This is a genomic window from Lentilactobacillus otakiensis DSM 19908 = JCM 15040, from assembly GCF_001434145.1.
Taxonomy (GTDB): Bacteria; Bacillota; Bacilli; order Lactobacillales; family Lactobacillaceae; genus Lentilactobacillus; species Lentilactobacillus otakiensis.
Map to the genome: position 1 here is coordinate 170,839 of NZ_AZED01000008.1, position 20,078 is coordinate 190,916.

The window sequence follows — 20,078 nt, forward strand, 5'->3', positions numbered from 1 at the left end:
TCACACCTCCTGTGATTATTTGACTGCTGCTTGCTTGAATTCCTTGATGAGTGCTTCTTTGTCATCAGATCGCATCAGCGTTTCACCCATCAGGATGCCATTGAAGCCGGCATCGGCCAGGACTTCAACATCTGCTTGGGTCTTGATACCACTTTCAGCGATCACGGGGATGCCTTCAGGAACCATCGCCCGCAGTTTTAAACTGTTTTGAAAATCAACTTTGAAGTCCTTGAGATTTCGATTATTGATGCCGATGATCTTAGCACCAGAGTTCAATGCTCGGGTTACCTCATCGGCTGTGTAAGCTTCAACGATTGCCTGCATGCCCAGGCTCTCCGCCAATTCTCGGTAGGATCTTAATTGCTGGTCATCGACGATGGCAACAATCAGAAGAATGATTGAGGCGCCGTTAGCTTTGGCTTCGTAAATCATGTAAGGGTCAATCGTGAAATCCTTGCGAAGTGTGGGTGCGGAGACCGCTTGGCTAATTTCTTTCAGGTAGTTAAGATGGCCGTTAAAGTAATCCGGTTCGGTTAGAACGGAAATGGCATCGGCTCCCGCTTCGTCGTAACTTATGGCGATTTGGAGGTACGGGAAATCAGTCACGATCGTTCCTTTAGATGGGGAAGCTTTCTTCACCTCGGAAATGACATGCAGACCAGGTTCATTCAAAACGGCGAGAAAATCAGGCTTCAGACCGGCCGGCATATGGGCAACTTCATTTTTTAATTCAGTGAGTGATTTTTGAGCTTCGTGCTTTTTTAAACGGCGTTGGGTTGCGGCTACTAAGTCATCAAGAATCATGCAACCACGTCCTTGCGTTTGTCGGAGAAGGCAATCAGGCGGTCAAGTTCTGCTTGGGCTTTGCCTTCATCGATGGCTTTGGCTGCTAAATCAATTCCTTGTTGGATTGTCAATTCTGGGTGAGCCAGATGTAATGCGGAACCAGCGTTCAGTAAGACGATATCTCGCTTAGGGCCTTTCTTTCCGGCTAGGATGTCACGAGTGATTTGACCATTTTCTTCAGGAGTACCGCCGACGAGATCTTGTCGAGCTGCCCGTTTCAAACCAAATTGTTCAGGGGTGAGAACGTAACTGGTAAGTTGGCCATCGCGTAATTCAACGACTGCCGTTTCGTCAGCGACCGTCATTTCATCAAGACCATCGCGGCCGTGAATTACCATGGCATTTTTAACGCCCAACTTCTTCAAAACGTTAGCGAGTGGTTCGAGTAAGTCTTCATCATAAACGCCTAATAATTGGCTGCTTGGATGCGCTGGGTTGGCCAGGGGTCCAAGAATGTTGAAGATGGTACGAATTCCTAATTGCTTACGGACAGTAGCAACATACTTCATTGACTTGTGATATTCCTGAGCGAATAAGAAGCAAAGGTTGTTGTCTTGCAAACTTTGGAAGCTGGTGGCTGGATCTTCATTGATGTCTAAGCCAAGTGCTTCGAAAACGTCGGCAGCACCGCTCTTGGATGAGGCAGCCCGGTTACCATGCTTAGCAACTTTAGTACCAGTAGCGGCAACTACGATTGCACTGGTGGTGGAAATGTTGAAGGTGTTGGCTTTGTCGCCACCAGTTCCAACGATTTCCAATACGTTGCCGGCTTCAGGGAACTTCAATGCGTGATTTCTCATGGATGAGGCAGCCCCGGCAATTTCATCAATGGTTGGGTTCTTAGCAGTTAAAGCGGTTAAGAGGCTGGCAGTTTCAATTTCGGATGTTTCACCGTTCATAATTTCATCGAGAACGGATTGGCTTTCATCAAACGTAAGATCTTCGTGGTTAACAACTTTTTCAATGGCTTGTTTTATCATAGTGGTTTCCTCCAAATATTTTCTTTATAGTAAGTTCGAATCAATGATTTAAAGTTCAGTCTATGATTTGCCATCGTTTAGTTTCTTTTTTCATAAGTGTGACCTCCGTAAATTAGATAAAAAAATAATCCGTCCATAACAAAGTTGATTGTTAAGGACGGATTATTCCGCGGTGCCACCTTAGTTCAATTAATCAGGGTAGATAAAAATCATCTATTAAGTTCCCCAATTAATCACTCTTAGCAAGGGACTAACATCCCTCCGGCAACTGACGTATGCCATCACGTTTCTCCGTACTTGCGAACTTTCGGAAGAACCCTCAGTGGTCCATTTAATCATCTGCGTTCGGCTGCACTCTCAGCAACGGCAGCTCTCTTTGCGTGCACAATGATCTTGATCTCCACTTCATCGGTTTTATGGACGAATTAATTGTTGCTTTGTATATTAGAGCCTTATAATAGAAATGTCAACAGATTTTAATTAAATAATTTAAAAAAATCCAAAAAGGTGGTCATTTTCGTGGAAAAACTAGTCAGAGAATACATCGAAAATCAGCCCGTGGCAAGGCAATCCAAGCTTAACCAGCTTTACCAAATTATGAGTGAAGAAATGCCGGAAAATTATGAGGAAAAGATTTCATATGGTATGCCGACCTTTCATTTTCATAAAAACATTATTCATTTTGCGAATTTTAAAAATCATATTGGTATTTATCCAGGGCCAAAAGCAATTGTCGCTTTCAAAGATCAGCTGACAGACTATAAGACCAGCATCGGTGCCATTCAATTACCAGTTGATCAACCGCTTCCAGTTCAACTCATTAAAAAAATTGTTCAATACAATCTCCAGAATGCCTAGTATTCTCCCGTGGAATATGGTATCACGGTACATAAGAGAGATTGGGAGATGTTAGTGTGCAAAATCAGTTGAGTCACCCTGGTGGTAGTCAACTACATGAGAACAAACGGATGTTTAGTGAGGAGAAAGTAATCGGGGATATCGCGACTGTCGCGAATATGATTATGTATATCTCATACATAGGAGAAATCCTGCAGAATTTGAACGGCCAACCGACGTCATTTATTCAGCCCTTCTGTGCGTCAATCAACGCGGCATTGTGGGTTGCTTATGGCTGGGTGAAGCCAAAACGGGATTGGATTTTGATTGTGGCAGATGTGCCTGGAGTTATCTTTGGGTTGATCGCTGCAGTCACAGCTATTATGTAAAATATGATGGGAGTGCGTTGCCATTAGATTGGTTAACGCACTTTTTTGATGTATAATTTTGGAAAATCACTCAGGAGACGATGAGATGAAAATTAAAATAGCACTGGCTCAGCTCGATATTGTATTTGGCGATCCAGATAAAAACTTTGCTCAAATTGAACCAAACGTTCAAAATGCAGCCGAACAACAGGCAGATATTATTGTCTTTCCTGAAATGTGGAATACCGGATACGATTTAACTCGGCTGGATAAAGTTGCGGACAAGGATGGCCAACGGACGCAGCAATTATTATCTGAATTGGCGAAGAAATATCAGATTACCGTGCATGGCGGCTCGGTTTCCACAGCGAAACATGGGGCTTTTTACAATACAACGTATATTTTTGGCCCGGATGGCACTCTGCTGACAACTTACGATAAAGTTCACCTCTTCGGCTTGATGCATGAGGATGACTATTTGGCCGCCGGGGTAGAAGAAGATCATTTTCAAATTAACGGGATTAATGCCGCAAGTGTGATCTGTTACGATATTCGTTTCCCGGAATGGCTGCGGACATTGAGCTTAGACGATAGTCGAATCTTGTTTGTGCCTGCTGAATGGCCAACCTCAAGAATTCCACAATGGCGCCGTTTGTTAGCAGCCCGAGCGATCGAAAATCAGAGCTTTGTGGTTGCCGTTAATCGAGTAGGCAGTGATCCGGATAACCCATTTGGTGGTCATTCGGGAATTTATAATCCAATGGGTGATGAGCTCCTGACACTGGATGATCAACCGCGGTTAAAAACTTTTACGATTGACACCAAAGAAACTGATGATGCGCGTGGGTTTATGCCGGTGTTTGATGATCGACGACCGGAATTGTATCGATAGAAAAAAGTTTGATTACGACTTGAGATCGCAATCAAACTTTTTTATTTTTTCTGTTTAACTTCCAGATGAACACTGTCAACATGATTCTTCATCAATATAGCAGCACCAATTGCTCCAACCACGACAATGATGCCAGAAGTCACCGCAACTGCCGCCATCCCGTTATCATAGGCATGGATGACGATTTTTTGCAGTGGTGCAGCAAATGGCATGTGGTTCATTCTAGTTGAGAAGGCAATTGTGTGACCAGAAAATGGTCCGGCGTTAATCAACACGTCTTTGATATTATTCATAATTTTGGCAGGCATTTCAAGATTGGGCATGTGGGCGTTCAAGTGGCTCTCATATTGGGCGTCTTGAATCAGCCCCAATCCTACCACTCCGACTGTGGTACCGAATTGCCTGAACACGTTCAGTAAACCAGACACCATGCCCATATCCTGAGGCAGGGTGCCTTCCATACCAGCGGTGTTTAGCAATGGATTAACCATGCCATTGGCAATTCCCATCAGAACCATGCCGGGCCATAGTTCAACGAAAGTCACAGTTGGACTGATTGAGTTGGCCATCAAGAAGAAGCCGACACCACCAACCAACATACTCCAGACAATCATCCATTTCTTGGAATATCGAGAGCTGAGAATTCCAGCGACTGGACCGAGAAATAGTGACCAGGCACTGATTGCCAGTTGTCTAACTCCAGTTTGAACGGCGGAATAACCGATATAGTTTTGCATGAGCGCCGTTAAAAAGGCATTATAGGCGTAGATTCCTGATCCTAAGGCGAAGGCCACGATAATGGTTCCAAGGAAATGTGGCCGTTTGAACATCTTAATATCGACCATCGGATCTTCAACCCGCATTTCAACAAAGACAAACCCAACCATCACGATGATCCCACCAATTAGCAGACTGCTAACACGGGAATCAGTCCATGACCAGTGTGGATGGCCCTCCTTGACGATTAGGCCATAAATTACCGCAAATAGGCCAATCGCTGAAAGGATCATCCCGATAAGGTCAATTTTGTGATTTTTACCATAACTTGGTGTTTCACGCACATAGATTAAGGTCAGGATCACGGCAATAATCCCAAATGGAACATTGACATAGAAGATTGCCGGCCAGCCGAAGTGTTCTACTAGGTACCCACCAATTAGCGGCCCTGAAGCTGATGAGACACCAATGATAGAGCCTAGAATTCCCAACGCGAGGCCCCGTTCTTTACCCTCGAAATTTGAGGCAACCAATGCCATTGACAATGACATCATTCCGGCGCCACCAACTGCTTGAACCCCCCGACTAATATCGAGGATGAATAGCGTTGGCGCCATACCATTAATTGCCGAGGCGATGACAAATAGAATCATCGAACCTAAGAAGATTTTCTTACGGCCGTACATATCGCCTAGTTTGGACATAATCATCAAAGTGACCGCATACACCAGGGTATAGGCATTCAGCACCCACTGTAAATCAGTAAAAGTAGTGTTGAACCCTTTGGCCATCGTCGGCAATGCAACATTGACGACTGTGACATCCAACAGGCCCATGAAGACGCCCAATCCCATTGCGGAGAGGGCAATCCAACGGGCAATTTTAGTTTGTTTTTGCATAAGTAACTTCCAATCTGAATAAATTTACGAACAAAATAATTACTAACGATTCATTCTACGATAGATAATATAGAGCACAATTGCCAAGATCAGCCCGAACCCAAGAATTGGCTGCTCTCGAAAAATCAAATGAAAAAAGAAAATGGAGTGGAAACCATGAATCCCCACAACAAGAAAATTTAATAAATCCATAATTTTTCCGCTTCTTTCTAGTATACTTACAGTATGTATTCTTATTTTAGCCTAAAACAGGCTGCGGGGAGGAAAAAATGAATATTGATTGGTCGATGGTTTTTAATATCATAGTTGTGGTTAACGCGGTTCTGGCGATTTTCACTGTGTTCAGGGAGAAACGGGATATCGCTGCAATTTGGGCTTGGCTTTTGGTGCTGGTATTTTTGCCGCTGGTCGGCTTTATTGCCTACGCCTTTCTTGGCCGAAAATTGCCCAAAAACCGATTATTCAAATTACATAAACACGTGCAGATGCAGCTGGATGAACGGCTGAACGAACAGCGAAATCAGTTGGGGCATGCCGATAAGACGCCCGCTGACGAAGTCGTTACCGACGCAAAAAACGCCGTTGATATGTTCATGACAACCGATCACGCTTTTTTGAGCCGCCAAAATAAAGTCCACATCTTTACCGATGGCAATGCACTCTTCCATAAAATCATTGGTGACATTGAAGCCGCCAAGAAAAGCATCCATATTGAATTCTACACTTTTTACAATGATAAGATTGGAAATGAGATCTTAAACCTGCTGATTGAAAAAGCCCGCGAAGGTGTCGAGGTGCGAGTCATCTATGATTCATGGGGATCGATGGGGACTACCCGAAAATTCTTCCAACCGTTAGTTGACGCTGGCGGCAAAGCCTTTCCGTTCTTGAACACCCGCTCAGTTCTGTTGGATTTCCGTATTAACTTTCGTGACCATAGAAAGATTATTGTGATCGACGGAACCATCGGCTACACAGGTGGTTTCAATATTGGCGACCAGTATTTAGGCCGGAAGAAAAAATTCGGTAACTGGCGCGACACCCATATCCGAATTATCGGTTCTGGGGTATTTGGTTTGCAGGCCCGATTCATTCTTGATTGGAACGCCACCAGTCCCCGCGACCAAATAGATGAAGAGGAAGTTGAAGCCAAATACTTCCCTGTCACGACTACGAAAGGGAACGTCAACATGCAGATTGTTTCCAGCGGACCGGATTCAGATTTGCAGCAGATTAAAATGGGTTACATCAAATTGATTACAATGGCAAAAAAATATTGCTGGATTCAATCGCCATACTTGATTCCAGACGATAGTGTCATGGATGCATTGCGGATTGCCGCCATGTCCGGCGTTGATGTTCGGATCATGGTGCCAAGTATGCCGGATCACCCATTTGTCTACCGGGCCACCCAGTATTACGCCCGCCAACTTGCTGAAGAAGGCGTCAAAATCTACTATTATGGCAATGGTTTTCTACATGCCAAGACGATGGTAATCGATGACAAAATTGCTTCGGTGGGTTCAGCCAATTTGGATTACCGGAGTTTTAAACTCAATTTTGAAATTAACGCGTTTATTTATGATCAGAAATTATCAGCTGATTTACGCGATATCTTTTTGAATGATATCGATGTCAGTGAACTCCAGACCCCAGAGATGTTTGAACAACAGTCATTGTGGTTGAAATTCAAGCAAACCTTTAGTCGTCTGCTGTCCCCGATTTTATAAAATTTCACGAGGTGCAATGATATGATACTTGAACGAAGTAATTTTTTGGACGTCAAACAAATTATGAAGGATATTGAAAAGTCCCCTCTGAAAGGTCAAATTGGCGATTTGAAGGAATTGGCCCAGATTTATCAGCTGCGCCATTCAGGCGTTAATGAGATTGGGACCAAGTTGGAAAACTTGGATGAAGAATATTCGATGAACTATGATCACAACCCCATTCACCACATGGAAGAACGGATGAAGAGTGTTCGAAGTTTGGCTGGCAAAATCGTTCGCAAAGGCTACCCACTGAATCTAGATACGATTCATCATAAAATTAACGATATCGGTGGCATTCGGGTAATCACCAACTATATTGATGATGTTTATCGGGTTGAGGAAGCCTTGGTTCAACAGTCCGACGTGACCTTGATGAAACGCAAGAACTACATCGAGGATCCTAAACCCAGTGGCTATCGGAGCCTGCATCTGGTCGTTTCAGTGCCAGTGTTCCAGTCCAACGGTGTGTTTGATGTGCCGGTTGAAGTCCAACTGCGGACAATTGGGATGGATATGTGGGCCAGCTTGGAACACAAACTGCGATACAAGACCGATGTGCCTAAGGAAAAAGTGGATGAGCATGCTGGTAATTTGAAGGAATATGCCAGTGAGTTGTACGATATTGAAAGTCGAATGCAGAAAATCTTCCGCGATCTTCAGGGATGATTTGAAGTCAGTTTATTTGTACATCAAGCTAATCCATCATATAATAATGGTGAAAGGTGAATGAACTAATCACCTGCAAGACAGACGAGGGATTTCCGAAAATAATGTAGGTGCTAAGTCAGCGAGCTTAGATCCGAGTAGTCTGCCGGTTCCACCCTGCAGAAGATATTTAATGATACGAATACCGACCATGAATTGGTCAATGATTGGTTCGATACCTTTCAGACAACATGTTTCAAACAGGATCTCATCGCCTAGAGGGCGGTGAGATCCTGTTTTTGTGTGTCTTGATCATTCTCAAAGAGCCTTTTGTTTGATAACCAATTTGATAACTCTTACAATTTTGGTAAACCATGACAGATTAACAGATAGGAGTGCGAAAAATGAAAGCATTTGGATATGACCATAATGGTGCTGCGGACGTCTTTGAAGAATACGACGTGCCGACGCCTGAAATTTCAGATGATCAAATTTTGATCAAGACGAAGGCCTTTAACCTGAACAATTTTGAAAAATCAATGCGGGCTGGCGAATATAAGGAAACCACTCACCAGGTGATTCCCGGACGGGATGTTGCCGGAACAGTTGCCAAGCTGGGTGCCAATGTGACGGGATTCAAAGTTGGTGACCGCGTTGTTGCCCACGGTCACGGTGCATATGCTGAGTATGCCTATGCTGCGGCTGCACGAACGGTGATTATTCCCGATGAGGTTTCATTTGCTGAAGCTGCCGGGCTGGTGACACCGGGGATTACAGCATATAAAGCGGTTTATCATTTTGGCGAAGTGAAAGCCGGCCAAACCATCGTGGTGCGTGGTGCATCCGGCGGAGTTGGTTCGCTGGCTGCCCAGTTGTCACTCAATTTGGGCGCGACAGTCATCGGTATCGGTTCCAGCAAGAATGAAGCATACGTCAAATCCTTGGGTGTGCAGGAATACGTTTCATATAACAAACAGGATCCTGCGTTGGTTCTGGCCAATCGAGCTGATGTGGTCATCAATTCGGCATTGAATGGTGCTGGTGGTGACGGTGATGCCAGAATCGTCAAAGAAAATGGGATCATTACGACCGTTGGCGGCGACGAACCATTATCGAATAAGCCATTCCAATTCAAACCAATCATGCCGACCAAGGCCATTTCGGACGCTGAAGCACTGACGGCCTTGTTGAAATTGATGGCTGGGAAGAAACTTTCAATCCGAATTGGGTATCAGTTACCATTTACGGTTGAAGGCGTTATTCAAGGGCATGAGTTATTAAGTAAGAAGCATGATGGTCGAATTATTGTGACCACTGAAGCAGATAAATAACAAACAAGGAATCCGCAACTTTGAAAATACAGTCGCGGATTCCTTGTTTGTTTTGATGATTATTTGTTCAAATCATATCTCAAACTGATGATGTAAACCAATACAGCACCAATCGTCATGGTGACAAACTCACCGATAGCAGTGGTCAAATAGGCACCCCAGAAGGTTGGCCAAAAAGCACTGTTTCCGAGATAAGCAATTTCAGCTGCCACGATGAACATATAGAAGGTTCCGATCAAAACGGATGCGGCCAGCTTTAATGGCAGTGACTTGATAAAGCGGGTCACGATGTTGATGGTCAACAACGCAATCAGCGTTTCACCAGTTCCGACAACCATATCCAGTGGCCCGAGTGATGACATCATATTCGAAATAAAGCATCCCAGCGTGATCGCCACAACGTAACGCTTATTGAAAACAGCAAGGTTGTTCAAACCTTCTGAAAAGCGGAATTGAATTGGGCCAAAACTCAAGGCTGCAAAGACCATCGTGATAACGATGTAGAGTGCAGATACAACAGCGGCTTTCGTGAGGTCACGAACGTTGCTGATGCCAAACAAATTAGTCTTAGAATTCATAACAAATTCCTTCCTTGTTAAATATTCAGTTGTTAAACAACCTTTATACCTTACCGCTTTTGGGGTGCGAGGTCAAAATGTGTTTGGTTGGAAACCCAAGTGTTGCTTGACTGTTATTTGGATGAAATGTGTTCCGACGAACCAGATGCTAACTTCTAAGGGTGCTTTGACTAAAACCCCAAAACCCGGGGTTTCAGCCAAAGCACCCTTAGAAACCGCATCTCCCGGGTCTCCTCACACTCTAATTGTTTAAGATCCACAGGAAAATTACAAACACAACAGCCAAACCATACATCATGGCACTAACTTCCTTACCACGACGGGCAGCGATCATTGTGATTGGGTAAGTAATAAATCCAAGGGCAATTCCATCGGCGATACTGTAAGTAAATGGCATACCAACTAATGTGATGAAGGCAGGGGCCGCAATTTCAAATTTTTCCCAATGGACATTTTTCAATGACTGAGCCATTAAGACACCGACAATAATCAGTGCAGGAGCGGTCACTTGACTGGTAATCACCGTCAATAGTGGTGAGAAGAAAGTTCCCAAGATGAAGAGGATACCGACGATAATAGCGGTAAATCCAGTTCGGCCACCAACGGCAATTCCGGCAGAAGATTCAACGAAGGCACCCATTGGTGAAGTTCCCAAGATTGAACCAGCTAACATGGTTGAAGAATCGGCGATCAAAGCACGACCGATTCGGGGAATTTTGTTATTTTTGATAAAACCAGCTTGTTCGGCCAAACCAACCAATGTACCTGCTGTATCAAAGAAGGTCACCAGCAGGAATGTCAGCACCACGACAATCAGTTGAACAGAGTTAATGTCGCCGATATGAGAAATCGCAACACCAAAAGTTGGCTTCAAACTTGGAATTGCAGCCAACCATTGATGAGGAAGTGGAATTAAGCCGGTGGCCATTCCCAAAATGGCGTTCAAAACCATTCCGATAAAGATAGCACCAGGAACCCGCATACTCATCAGGATAACGGTGATTAACAGGCCAAAAATCGTTAACCAAGTTGTTCCAACATGGAGAGAACCCAGAGCAACCATCGTATCTTTGTTGGCAGAAACCAAACCGCCATCGCTTAAACCAATAAACGCAATGAAGAGTCCAATTCCGCCTCCAATCGCAGCTTTTAAATCAACTGGAATTGAATCAATGATCTTTTCACGCAGCTTGAGTGCCGTTAAAATCATGAAAATAATGGAAGCAACAAAGACGCCGGCTAAGGCAGTCTCCCAAGGCACTTTCATGCCAATCACAACTGAGTAGGCGAAGAAGGCGTTGATTCCCAAACTAGCGGAAATCGCGATGGGGTAGTTGGCCAGAAAGCCCATCATGAAACAGCCGAATGCGGAAGCCAAGGCGGTCGCAGTGAAGACGGCACCTTTGTCCATTCCACTTACCCCAAGCACGTTGGGGTTAACGAACAAAATGTAGACCATGGAAACAAAAGTCGTAATGCCGGCGATTGTTTCTTTACGGAAATTGGTATTTCGTTTATCGAACTCGAAATACTTTGCAATTGAATTTAACATATAATAGCTCCTTCTATTGTTCGTGTATAAATAAAAAATCACATATTTATTTTAGCATTATCATTAAATAGGTTCAATAAACGAATTAAATTAATGTAAAGTCGAAAATTGTTTATAGTTATCCATTTCGATTATGGAAGTGGTTACATTGTTTTTTCGCAAAAAAGCTGCTCACTAATGTGTGAGCAGCTAATAGATATTTTAAATTTCATTTGATTGGTTATTGTGCAGTGTACCCACCATCAACAACAAATTCCGAACCAGTTGAGAAGGATGATTCATCTGAAGCGAGATACAAAGCCATGTTGGCAATTTCCTTTGGATCTGCCAAACGTTTCATTGGATGCAGGTTCTCTAACTTTTCTTTGAGTTCAGGATAGGAATCCACCATTGGGGTATGTGCATACCCTGGATGGATTGAGTTAACCCGGATTGGATACTTGTTTTCTGCAGCATACAACGCAGCTGATTTGGTGATCAGTCGAACACCACCTTTGGCTGCATTGTAGGAATACAGATTGCTGATCCCAATCAAGCTGGCAATTGATGCCAGGTTGATGATTGATCCGCCTTTGTCTTTCATATACTTGATGCCATATTTAACACCTAGCATGACACCATCCAAGTCAACAGATAAAATCTTGTGCCATTGATCAATGTCGACATGTTCTGCATCATCAAAGACCAGGATACCAGCGTTATTCAGCAGTACAGTGACTGGTCCAAATGCATCAATTGTCTTTTGGAAAACTGGGTCCCAATCGGATTCTTTAGAAACATCTTGTTGAACAAAAATTGCGTTGTCCTTACCGATTTCTTCTAAGGCTGCTTCTGCTTTTGAATCATTCACATCGGTGATCGTGACCTTTGCACCTTCTTGGGCGAATAGCTTAGCAGACGCTAAACCAAAACCACTGACACCACCAGTTACAATTGCAACTTTACCATCTAGACGGTTCATAAATAAGACCCCCTTTAGTAAGCCTTACAACACGTTTGTAAGCGTTCTCTAATCCAACATGAGTATACCACCGTTCGCAAAAGGGGGTACACAAATGTATTTTACAAAACGGCTGGATTAATTGATACGAAGAGGGGGAAAAATCAGAGGCAGTTGGGCGGCACATTGACTTTACTTTCAATCAAAGTCTGAAGGCATTATCAATGGTATTGTATTCTTCATCTGATAACGCAACGTTCATTGCCTTGGCGTTACTGCGGACTTGGTCGGGGGATTTGGCGCCGGGGATAACAACCGTGATGTCAGGATTTTTGATATACCAAGCTAAGACAACCTGGGCGATAGTGGCATCGTGATTGTCGGCGATGGGCTGCAGGTTCTTGACTGATTCAGTGATGGCGTGGAAACGGCTGCCGGAAAAGTTCGGATCATCACTTCGAAGATCATTTTCAGGAAAATTAACCGGACTTCCATCGTATTTACCAGTTAGAAGGCCGGAAGCAAGTGGGAAGAACGGGACGAAGGAAATATTTTCTTTTTCTAGATAAGGGAATAATTCTTTCTCAGCATCTCGATGGACCAAACTGTATTGATCTTCAACGATATCGACGTCATGATTCTTGTTGGCTTCTTTGAGTTGATCTAAGGAGAAGTTGGAAACGCCGATTGCCTTGATTAAGCCTTGCTTTTTAAGTTCAGCTAATTTCGCAATTGCTTCATCTTTAGGTGTTTGATCATCAGGAAAATGGATGTAAAAGATGTCGAGATAATCAGTACCTAAACGTTTGAGGCTGTCTTTGACAAACTTTTCAAGGTCGGCAGGCTTATTACTAATAGAAACCTGGTCACCGTCAACAATTTGAGCACCCTTAGTTGCGATGACAACTTTTGAGCGGTCATAGTCTTTGAGAACTTTGCCAATTAACTCTTCAGAACGACCAAAGCCATACGCAAACGCTGTATCCAGCATGGTGATCCCACTGTTCAAGGCTGCGCGAACTGAATCCATTCCGGCTTGCTCATCCAAATCAGGGAATAAGTTGTGCCCACCCACGGCGTTGGTGCCAAAACCGAGTGGTGTACTGACAACATCTGATTGACCAATTTTTACATTTTGGGACATTTTTACGTCCTCCTTTGATTTTCCATAATTATTATGGTACATATTAATTATGGTACTTTACGCACAATTTGAAAAACATTTAGATTAGGAAGCTGCCGATTTGAAAAAATTATTGATCATTAACCAGAACAGTCCGGTAGTCCCACCATTAACGGACTTATTGAAACAAAATTCAGAGATTGACGTTCACGCTTATTCTGGTGATCTGGAATCTGCTGATGAATATGCGAAAGTTTTGCCGGAAACTGATTTGCTATTCATCGCGGTTGGCCCCAATGATGCCGACCTTTATCTGGAATCACTGTTTGAAGCGGTGGATGAAGTTCAGCCGCCAATTGCTGACATCGTGATGCTGTCGTATGCCGGAGTCGATGATGAATTGACCGGCTCAGTGGACTATGATGGGGTTAAGGATCAAGAAGAGTTTATAAAACAGCAAAGATATGCAATTAAGATTGTCGATGAGTCTGAAATCCCATATTCTATCATTAGAATGGGTCAGTTAAAGGACAACCAGGTTGCCGATTACGAATTATTTAATGAAGGAACCAAAATGCCAGTTAGCACTGTCTCACCTCAGGCAGTTGCCAAGTTGGCATATGAAATGCTGATTGAACAAAAATGGATCAATCATTCAGTTGGAATTATTGATCAACAACCGATGGGAGGGCGATAGAATGGCTATTAAGCTGGGAGCAGAACAAATTCAACAATTAAAAGATCAACTGGCAGAAGCAAATCGCAATTCTCATTTTGTGATTATCTCTGCTGTTTCGAAACAAGAGCAAAGTCGTGTCAATATGGTGACTGATTGGAATAATTTTCTGAATATGAAGTCCACTAACGCCGATAATTTTGACTTCCATGTGATCAGAGATATTTTGCCAATCACCACTAATTTAGTGTATTGGGCGGTCGCTCAACAGAATCTGCACACCGTAACGCAACAAGGTGATCAGGATGAGCAAGCCGTGGATGATTTGGAATTCTACACTAATAAAGTGATGGAAGAAAATAAGGTTCGGGCTGAATAATTTTAGATAGCAAAAAGGAGGCGACCAGCTTTGGGTGCCTCCTTAAATGTTTTCTAGATGAATTGGATTCCACCATCGACGATAATTGTTTGACCGGTAATGTAGTCTGATTTTGGATCTGCCAAGAATGATACCAAGTTGGCAACATCTGCAGGTGTTTCACCACGACCGAGTGCAATGCTGTCAATGTTCTTTTGCAGGGATGCGCCTATTGGAACGTTGTAAATTTTAGCCATTTCGGCATCAATTTGGTCCCACATCTTAGTCAAAACGATCCCAGGAGCATAGCCATTTACAGTGATCTTGTCTTTAGCTAATTCTTGAGCAGCAACTTGTGTGAGTCCTCGAACGGCAAATTTAGTTGCAGAATAAGGCCCAAGTAACTCGAATCCCTGGTGGCCAGCAATGGATGAGGCACTGATAATTTTTCCGCCGGTTCCTTGTTTCTTAAATTGGGCTGCGGCAGCCTGGATGCCAAACAACACACCCTTAATATTAACGTTCATGATTTTGTCAAAATCTTCTTCTTTAGTGTCCAGTAATGTCCCGATTTGGGCAATTCCCGCATTGTTAACTAACACGTCGAGCTTGCCAAAGTCCGCAACTACATGATCAATTAAGTCAAAGACACTTTTCTTATCAGAAACATCAACATAGTAACCCTTTGAATTGTTACCAATTTCGTCAGCAACGTTTCGTGCATTTTTCTCATTCATGTCAGCAACGGCAACTGATAACCCGTCTTGAACCAGCTGACGAGCGATTCCTTCTCCGATACCTTGGCCGGCACCGGTAACAATTGCGATTCTTGTCATAATATTATCCCCCTATGGAATATCGTTGATGCAATTCACAAACAAAACGTTAAGAATGTGCATTCTGTGTAAGCGATAACATTACCGACATCATGCACTTTCTATATGTTGTATTTAAGCACATTATGATAGTGAATACAAACATTGTGAATTTTAATTATCCGTAAAAAGGCAGACAAAAAAGCTGAGGCTTACTCCTCAGCTTTTGGCTTGTGGTGTTTGATTTGGGGGACTGTGTTACTTTTCTCTAGCCGAAGCATGTTCCGACGACCCTGCCCCCTACTGTGTAAAACAAAAATTCTATTGATGAACGAAAAGCATTCATCAATAGAATTTCTGTCTTACACTCCGACGGCCATGAAATGCCTAGCCCACTCGGCGGGGCCAAAACGGGTCTCGTCACACTCTTGAAGCTGGATTGTTTATTTTATTTTTAGATCCCGGCTGCTTCCAAAATACGCTCCGATAGCCCAGACCCCTGCTACATAACTAAGAAAAACTAATGATGAGCAAAAAACACTCATCACTAGTTTTTCTTAGTTATGCTCCAACGGCCATGAAATGCCTAGCCTACTCGGCGGGGTCAAACCGGGCTTTGTCGCGCTCTGTTATTCCTCAAGATTTTATTGAGCTGTGTTACTTTTCTCCAGCCGAAATGTGTTTCGACGACCCTGCCCCCTACTGTGTAAAACAAAATTTCCATTGATGAACCAAATGCGTTCATCAATGGAAATTCCGTTTTACACTCTGGGGCCAAAACGGGTCTCGTCACACTCTATTATTATGTACACCCAGTTTTCGCTGGGCGTTATTAGGAGTAGGGCCTATCAGTATTTGAACTTGAAAGATATATTGGGGGTAGATCGTAAATTCTTGCTTCCGATACTTAATCGTGGAATGCACTGGTAGGCTCTCTAACAAGATCAATGCAAGCATAAAGCTTTCATTTAGGTCAAATAGATGGATGTAAGTTACATCCAACCCTCATAATAGACCCTTTTTGTTAATGTTCAATGATAATGTTCCTGAATTTCACAAATCATTTTGATAATCGATGTAAGTACTGGTATAACAGCAACCATGAACCGATTTATATGTGTAAGCGGTCGAAAATATTCGGCAAACATTAGGAATGCACTATGGTAAAATTAAAGTAATTTTAAAGAGGTGAGAGCAGTGACCCTACAATTTGTCTTAGGTAAAGAAGGGCTCGATCATCAAGAAAAAATGATCGACATTCTTCAGCAACAAAAATCAGACAATCCTAACGACCAATTTTTTTATTTGGTCCCAAACCATATTAAATTCGAATCAGAAGTTACTATATTAAAACAACTCGGCGACCCCGATGACATTACAACTGCTCAAAGTGACGTTCAGGTGCTGTCCTTTACTCGATTGGCGTGGTTCTTTTTACGGAACACTTCCGAATATCAAAAGCAACGCATCAGCAGCGCCGGTATCAACATGCTGCTGTATCAGATCATCATCGATAATGAAGATAAATTAATTCTGTTTGCCCACGAAATTCATAATCCGGGCTTCATCGACCAAATTGCTTCTCAGATTACTGAAATGCAGGCTGGCAATGTGCTTCCTGAAAATTTGCTGGAAATGCTTGAAAGTTCTGACAGCACGATTACCAACGATTTACGCGATAAGTTGCATGACTTTGCGATTATTTATTCACAATACGTGAAACAAATCACCGATCAGTATTTTGACAATCATACTGTTTTGAATCTCCTCAGTACCAAACTCGCAGATATCGATTTGACAGGCTACCATTTTTATATTGCCGGCTTTTCAAAATTCACTGCTCAAGAATGTGGCTTAGTCCAAACTTTGATCAACCAATCCGCCTCGGTGACGGTTTCTTTGACGTTGGACCGACCTTATACCACGGAGTTGCCTGAACAACCGAATATTTTCTTTCAGTCGGCCAAGCTGTTCAATCAACTCTATCGATTCGCTGCCGATAACCAGGTGCCTTACTTAAAGACAGTGATGGCAGATAAACCGCGGACCAACCCTGATATGCAAAAATTGGAGCAGTATTGGATTGCCTCCAGTAGTTTGGGTACCCCGCAGATTAATAATCAAATTTCACCGAAATCTGTTCAGATTTATCAAGCCGATAACCTGTATTCCGAATTAGATCAAGTTGCCACAATGATTCATCAAATGGTGGCGACTGGCAATTATCGTTACTCGGACTTTCTGATTTTGACTCGTCACTTGAATGCCTATCAAAATATTTTGGATCCTGTGTTCACCACCCAGCAGATTCCATACTTCAAAGATATTCAGCAGTCGATGGCGGATCATCCGCTGGTGGAGTTACTGGCTTCACTCTTTGATATCTATGATCCGAGCCGGACTCGTAACTATCGTTATGACGATGTGATGCGCTTTTTGAAGTCGGAATTAGTCCTACCAATGACTGACGGCAAGGCAATGGCGATCGACGATTACCGCCAGGCAGTGTCGTTGACCGACAATCTCGTGTTGAAAAATGACTACGCTGACAGTCGCTGGACGCAAAAAGAAGACTGGCAATACGTGTGGCTGCCAGATAATGACGAAGGCGAAACTGCCACCAAGATTACTGATCAGGATCGAGAAATTTCACGGAAAATCAATGTGATCCGTCACCTGATTCGTGATTTATTGCCAAGCTTCTACAAGAAATTTTATCAAGCCAAAACCAACCAGGATGCTGCCCGAATTCTTTATCAATTTTTAGTTGACGCTGGCGTTGTTGATCGACTGACAGAATGGCGAAATGCTGCGACTGATGCGGGTGATTTGACCCGTTCCGCCCAAGTCGAACAAGTTTGGCGAACATTTTGTTCCCTGTTGGATGAATGCGTGCAGATTTTAGGTGATAAACCGTTTGTGCCGGGAGACTTTTGGGCGTTAATTTATGCTGGCTTTGAAGGTGCAGATTACTCCCAAATTCCGTCCACTTTGGATCAGGTCACGATTTCTGAAAGCGGAATGGTTCAAATGAATGATCACAAGGTTACTTTTATGATCGGCTCCAACGACGACAATATGCCGGATCGATTAGTTAACGAGAATCTATTTGGGGATGATGACATTAGTCAGCTTCAAAGCAACCTTGGGGATGATCAGTATTTGAATGATCCCGCAGAAGTTCAGATGGCCTTTGAGCCTTACCTGAACTACTTGGCATTTATGACCGCATCTGACAAATTAATTTTTACGTATACGACTAAGCTCAATGATGAATCGGCTGTGAAACTATCACCGTATGTTTCACGGATTCAACATTTCTTCAATCTTAAAATTACAAACAATCCTGCAATCCCCGACGTGGCGCGAGATGTGATGCCTTATGTCGGTACAAAACAGGGAACTCTGCACCACTTAATTCAGGTGGTTCAAAGTAAGTTTGGGGTTAAGCAGGACTTGAGCGCTGGCTGGAGTGCCATTTTGCAATTTCTGAGTCATGATCCGGAAGTGAGTGATAAGACTTCTAAATTGCTTAAGAGCATTAAATACAGCAATCAACCCCAACCATTAGATTCTCAAATCGTTACGAAGTTATATGGGTCTGAACTCAATATTTCGATTTCACAACTGGAAACCTTCTATAAGAATCCCTATGAATATTTCCTCAAATATGGTTTGAAATTGCAAGAACGGCCGAAGTTTGAACTTTCTACTGCATCGACTGGGACTTTTTATCATGATGCCATGGATCGGATTATCAAACAAATTCATGCCCAAAATATTGATTTAGCAGGCTTGTCAGATCAGGACGTCAAAGATCTGGTTGAAGAAACGGTCCAAGGAATTATCCATGACCCACAGAATTTTGATTATGTCATTCTAACCAGTTCCAATCGAATGCAATACATTTCCATGCAGCTTCAAGCCACCATTCAGCAGATGGTTCGGGCCTTGCGTGATCAGCAGCAATTGACCCCAATGCGGCCGCAAAATACCGAGCTGATTTTTGGTCAGCCTAATCAAAAACAGGCGCTCGAAGGCTTGGAATTTGACTTGCCGGATGATCGTCAAGTCAAAGTTCGGGGTCGAATTGATCGAATTGATTCAATGACGACCAAGGACAAGCGGTACTTTGGGATTGTCGATTACAAGTCCTCTGACCGGAAATTTGATTTCAACGCCGCCTACGATGGCACGTCGATGCAGCTATTGACGTATCTAGATGTGTTGAAGAATAACTTGGAACGCCTGAATCCGGATGATAAGGACGTGGCACTGGCAGGGGCGCTTTACTTGCATATTTATAACTCAGTGTTCAAGCCGGGCGATTTGGCGAAGACGACTTTTGATGATGCTTTGTTGAAAAAACACAAATATGAAGGCATTTTGGTTGATGACTCTGATCTGATTGATAATTTAGAAACTGATTTGGAGAAAGGGACTTCACAGATTTACCCATTTGGTATCAAGCTTAATGGAGAAATGACCAAAAAAAGTTCAACGATTAATCCGCTGCAACTGGTCGCCTTCTTGAACCATACTGAAAAGTTGATTGTCAACGCTGCCACCAAGATTTTTGATGGTGACGTCAGGCTCTGGCCGTTTCAGCAGGGACAGTCAACCGGAATGCAATTCACTCCATACAAAGCAATTATGAATTTCGATCCCATTTTGCCGGATAATCAATACCGATTGGTCGGTAGTGGATCAAAAGAGGATGTTTTGAAGAAGTTAGGGGAGGAAAAATAG

Annotated in this window: 17 protein-coding genes and 1 other annotated feature; of the genes, 9 read left to right on the plus strand and 8 right to left on the minus strand. The window is 43.2% G+C overall.

Annotated features, from left to right (window positions below; genetic code table 11):
• Nucleotides 1-15: 15 nt before the first annotated feature.
• Both trpC and trpD read right to left on the minus strand, forming a co-directional pair.
• Entirely contained in the window at nt 16-804 is a 789-nt protein-coding gene (gene trpC / locus FD05_RS03630; protein ID WP_020281794.1) for an indole-3-glycerol phosphate synthase TrpC, read from the minus strand.
• On the minus strand, nt 801-1,826 hold the full coding sequence (gene trpD / locus FD05_RS03635; RefSeq protein ID WP_020281795.1) for an anthranilate phosphoribosyltransferase: 1,026 nt from the start codon (nt 1,824-1,826) through the stop codon (nt 801-803). The genes trpC and trpD overlap by 4 nt, the downstream gene beginning before the upstream one ends.
• Before the next feature lie 150 nt (nt 1,827-1,976).
• Nucleotides 1,977-2,244, minus strand: a binding site (T-box leader).
• A gap of 101 nt (nt 2,245-2,345) precedes the next feature.
• Here trpD and FD05_RS03640 point away from each other — a divergent pair.
• From FD05_RS03640 to FD05_RS03650, 3 genes are all read left to right on the plus strand, one after another.
• A complete protein-coding gene (locus tag FD05_RS03640) occupies nt 2,346-2,684 on the plus strand; it encodes an iron chaperone (RefSeq protein WP_039933190.1) in 339 nt (112 codons plus the stop codon).
• 56 nt (nt 2,685-2,740) lie between these two features.
• On the plus strand, nt 2,741-3,052 hold the full coding sequence (locus tag FD05_RS03645; protein WP_039933191.1) for a SemiSWEET family transporter: 312 nt from the start codon (nt 2,741-2,743) through the stop codon (nt 3,050-3,052).
• An 85-nt stretch (nt 3,053-3,137) separates the two neighbouring features.
• Nucleotides 3,138-3,923 carry a carbon-nitrogen family hydrolase gene (locus FD05_RS03650; RefSeq protein WP_039933193.1) on the plus strand — a complete coding sequence of 262 codons (786 nt, stop codon included), beginning with the start codon at nt 3,138-3,140 and terminating at the stop codon, nt 3,921-3,923.
• A 41-nt stretch (nt 3,924-3,964) separates the two neighbouring features.
• Here the strand turns inward: FD05_RS03650 and FD05_RS03655 are convergent, their stop codons facing one another.
• Nucleotides 3,965-5,539, minus strand: coding sequence for an MFS transporter (locus tag FD05_RS03655; RefSeq protein ID WP_020281799.1), 1,575 nt, complete (start codon nt 5,537-5,539; stop codon nt 3,965-3,967).
• Nucleotides 5,540-5,808: 269 nt separating this feature from the next.
• Here FD05_RS03655 and cls point away from each other — a divergent pair, with 269 nt between their 5' ends.
• The 3 genes from cls (at nt 5,809) to FD05_RS03670 (ending at nt 9,287) form a co-directional block, all read left to right on the plus strand.
• Nucleotides 5,809-7,269 carry a cardiolipin synthase gene (gene cls, locus FD05_RS03660; RefSeq protein ID WP_020281801.1) on the plus strand — a complete coding sequence of 487 codons (1,461 nt, stop codon included), beginning with the start codon at nt 5,809-5,811 and terminating at the stop codon, nt 7,267-7,269.
• Nucleotides 7,270-7,290: 21 nt separating this feature from the next.
• A complete protein-coding gene (locus FD05_RS03665) occupies nt 7,291-7,977 on the plus strand; it encodes a GTP pyrophosphokinase (RefSeq protein ID WP_039933195.1) in 687 nt (228 codons plus the stop codon).
• A gap of 383 nt (nt 7,978-8,360) precedes the next feature.
• The gene (locus FD05_RS03670; protein WP_020281803.1) at nt 8,361-9,287 is read left to right on the plus strand and encodes an NADP-dependent oxidoreductase; all 927 of its coding nucleotides are present in this window, start codon (nt 8,361-8,363) and stop codon (nt 9,285-9,287) included.
• A 59-nt stretch (nt 9,288-9,346) separates the two neighbouring features.
• Here the strand turns inward: FD05_RS03670 and FD05_RS03675 are convergent, their stop codons facing one another.
• The 4 genes from FD05_RS03675 to FD05_RS03690 form a co-directional block, all read right to left on the minus strand.
• Entirely contained in the window at nt 9,347-9,865 is a 519-nt protein-coding gene (locus FD05_RS03675; protein ID WP_020281804.1) for a QueT transporter family protein, read from the minus strand.
• Nucleotides 9,866-10,106: 241 nt separating this feature from the next.
• Complete coding sequence (locus tag FD05_RS03680; protein WP_020281805.1) at nt 10,107-11,417, minus strand: NCS2 family permease; 1,311 nt, start codon at nt 11,415-11,417, stop codon at nt 10,107-10,109.
• Between the two features lie 220 nt (nt 11,418-11,637).
• Nucleotides 11,638-12,378, minus strand: a complete 741-nt coding sequence (locus FD05_RS03685; RefSeq protein WP_020281806.1) for a glucose 1-dehydrogenase — start codon at nt 12,376-12,378, stop codon at nt 11,638-11,640.
• Nucleotides 12,379-12,559: 181 nt separating this feature from the next.
• Nucleotides 12,560-13,501 carry an aldo/keto reductase gene (locus tag FD05_RS03690; RefSeq protein WP_020281807.1) on the minus strand — a complete coding sequence of 314 codons (942 nt, stop codon included), beginning with the start codon at nt 13,499-13,501 and terminating at the stop codon, nt 12,560-12,562.
• 100 nt (nt 13,502-13,601) lie between these two features.
• Here FD05_RS03690 and FD05_RS03695 point away from each other — a divergent pair, with 100 nt between their 5' ends.
• Both FD05_RS03695 and FD05_RS03700 read left to right on the plus strand, forming a co-directional pair.
• Nucleotides 13,602-14,177 carry an NAD(P)H-binding protein gene (locus tag FD05_RS03695; RefSeq protein WP_020281808.1) on the plus strand — a complete coding sequence of 192 codons (576 nt, stop codon included), beginning with the start codon at nt 13,602-13,604 and terminating at the stop codon, nt 14,175-14,177.
• Between the two features lies 1 nt (nt 14,178).
• Complete coding sequence (locus FD05_RS03700; RefSeq protein ID WP_020281809.1) at nt 14,179-14,535, plus strand: hypothetical protein; 357 nt, start codon at nt 14,179-14,181, stop codon at nt 14,533-14,535.
• A 53-nt stretch (nt 14,536-14,588) separates the two neighbouring features.
• Here FD05_RS03700 and FD05_RS03705 read toward each other — a convergent pair whose 3' ends face one another.
• Nucleotides 14,589-15,350 (minus strand): acetoin reductase, encoded by a 762-nt coding sequence (locus FD05_RS03705; protein ID WP_020281810.1) that lies wholly within the window; start codon nt 15,348-15,350, stop codon nt 14,589-14,591.
• Nucleotides 15,351-16,526: 1,176 nt separating this feature from the next.
• On the opposite strand from FD05_RS03705, the gene FD05_RS03710 reads away from it, so the two are divergent.
• Nucleotides 16,527-20,078 carry a PD-(D/E)XK nuclease family protein gene (locus FD05_RS03710; protein WP_020281811.1) on the plus strand — a complete coding sequence of 1,184 codons (3,552 nt, stop codon included), beginning with the start codon at nt 16,527-16,529 and terminating at the stop codon, nt 20,076-20,078.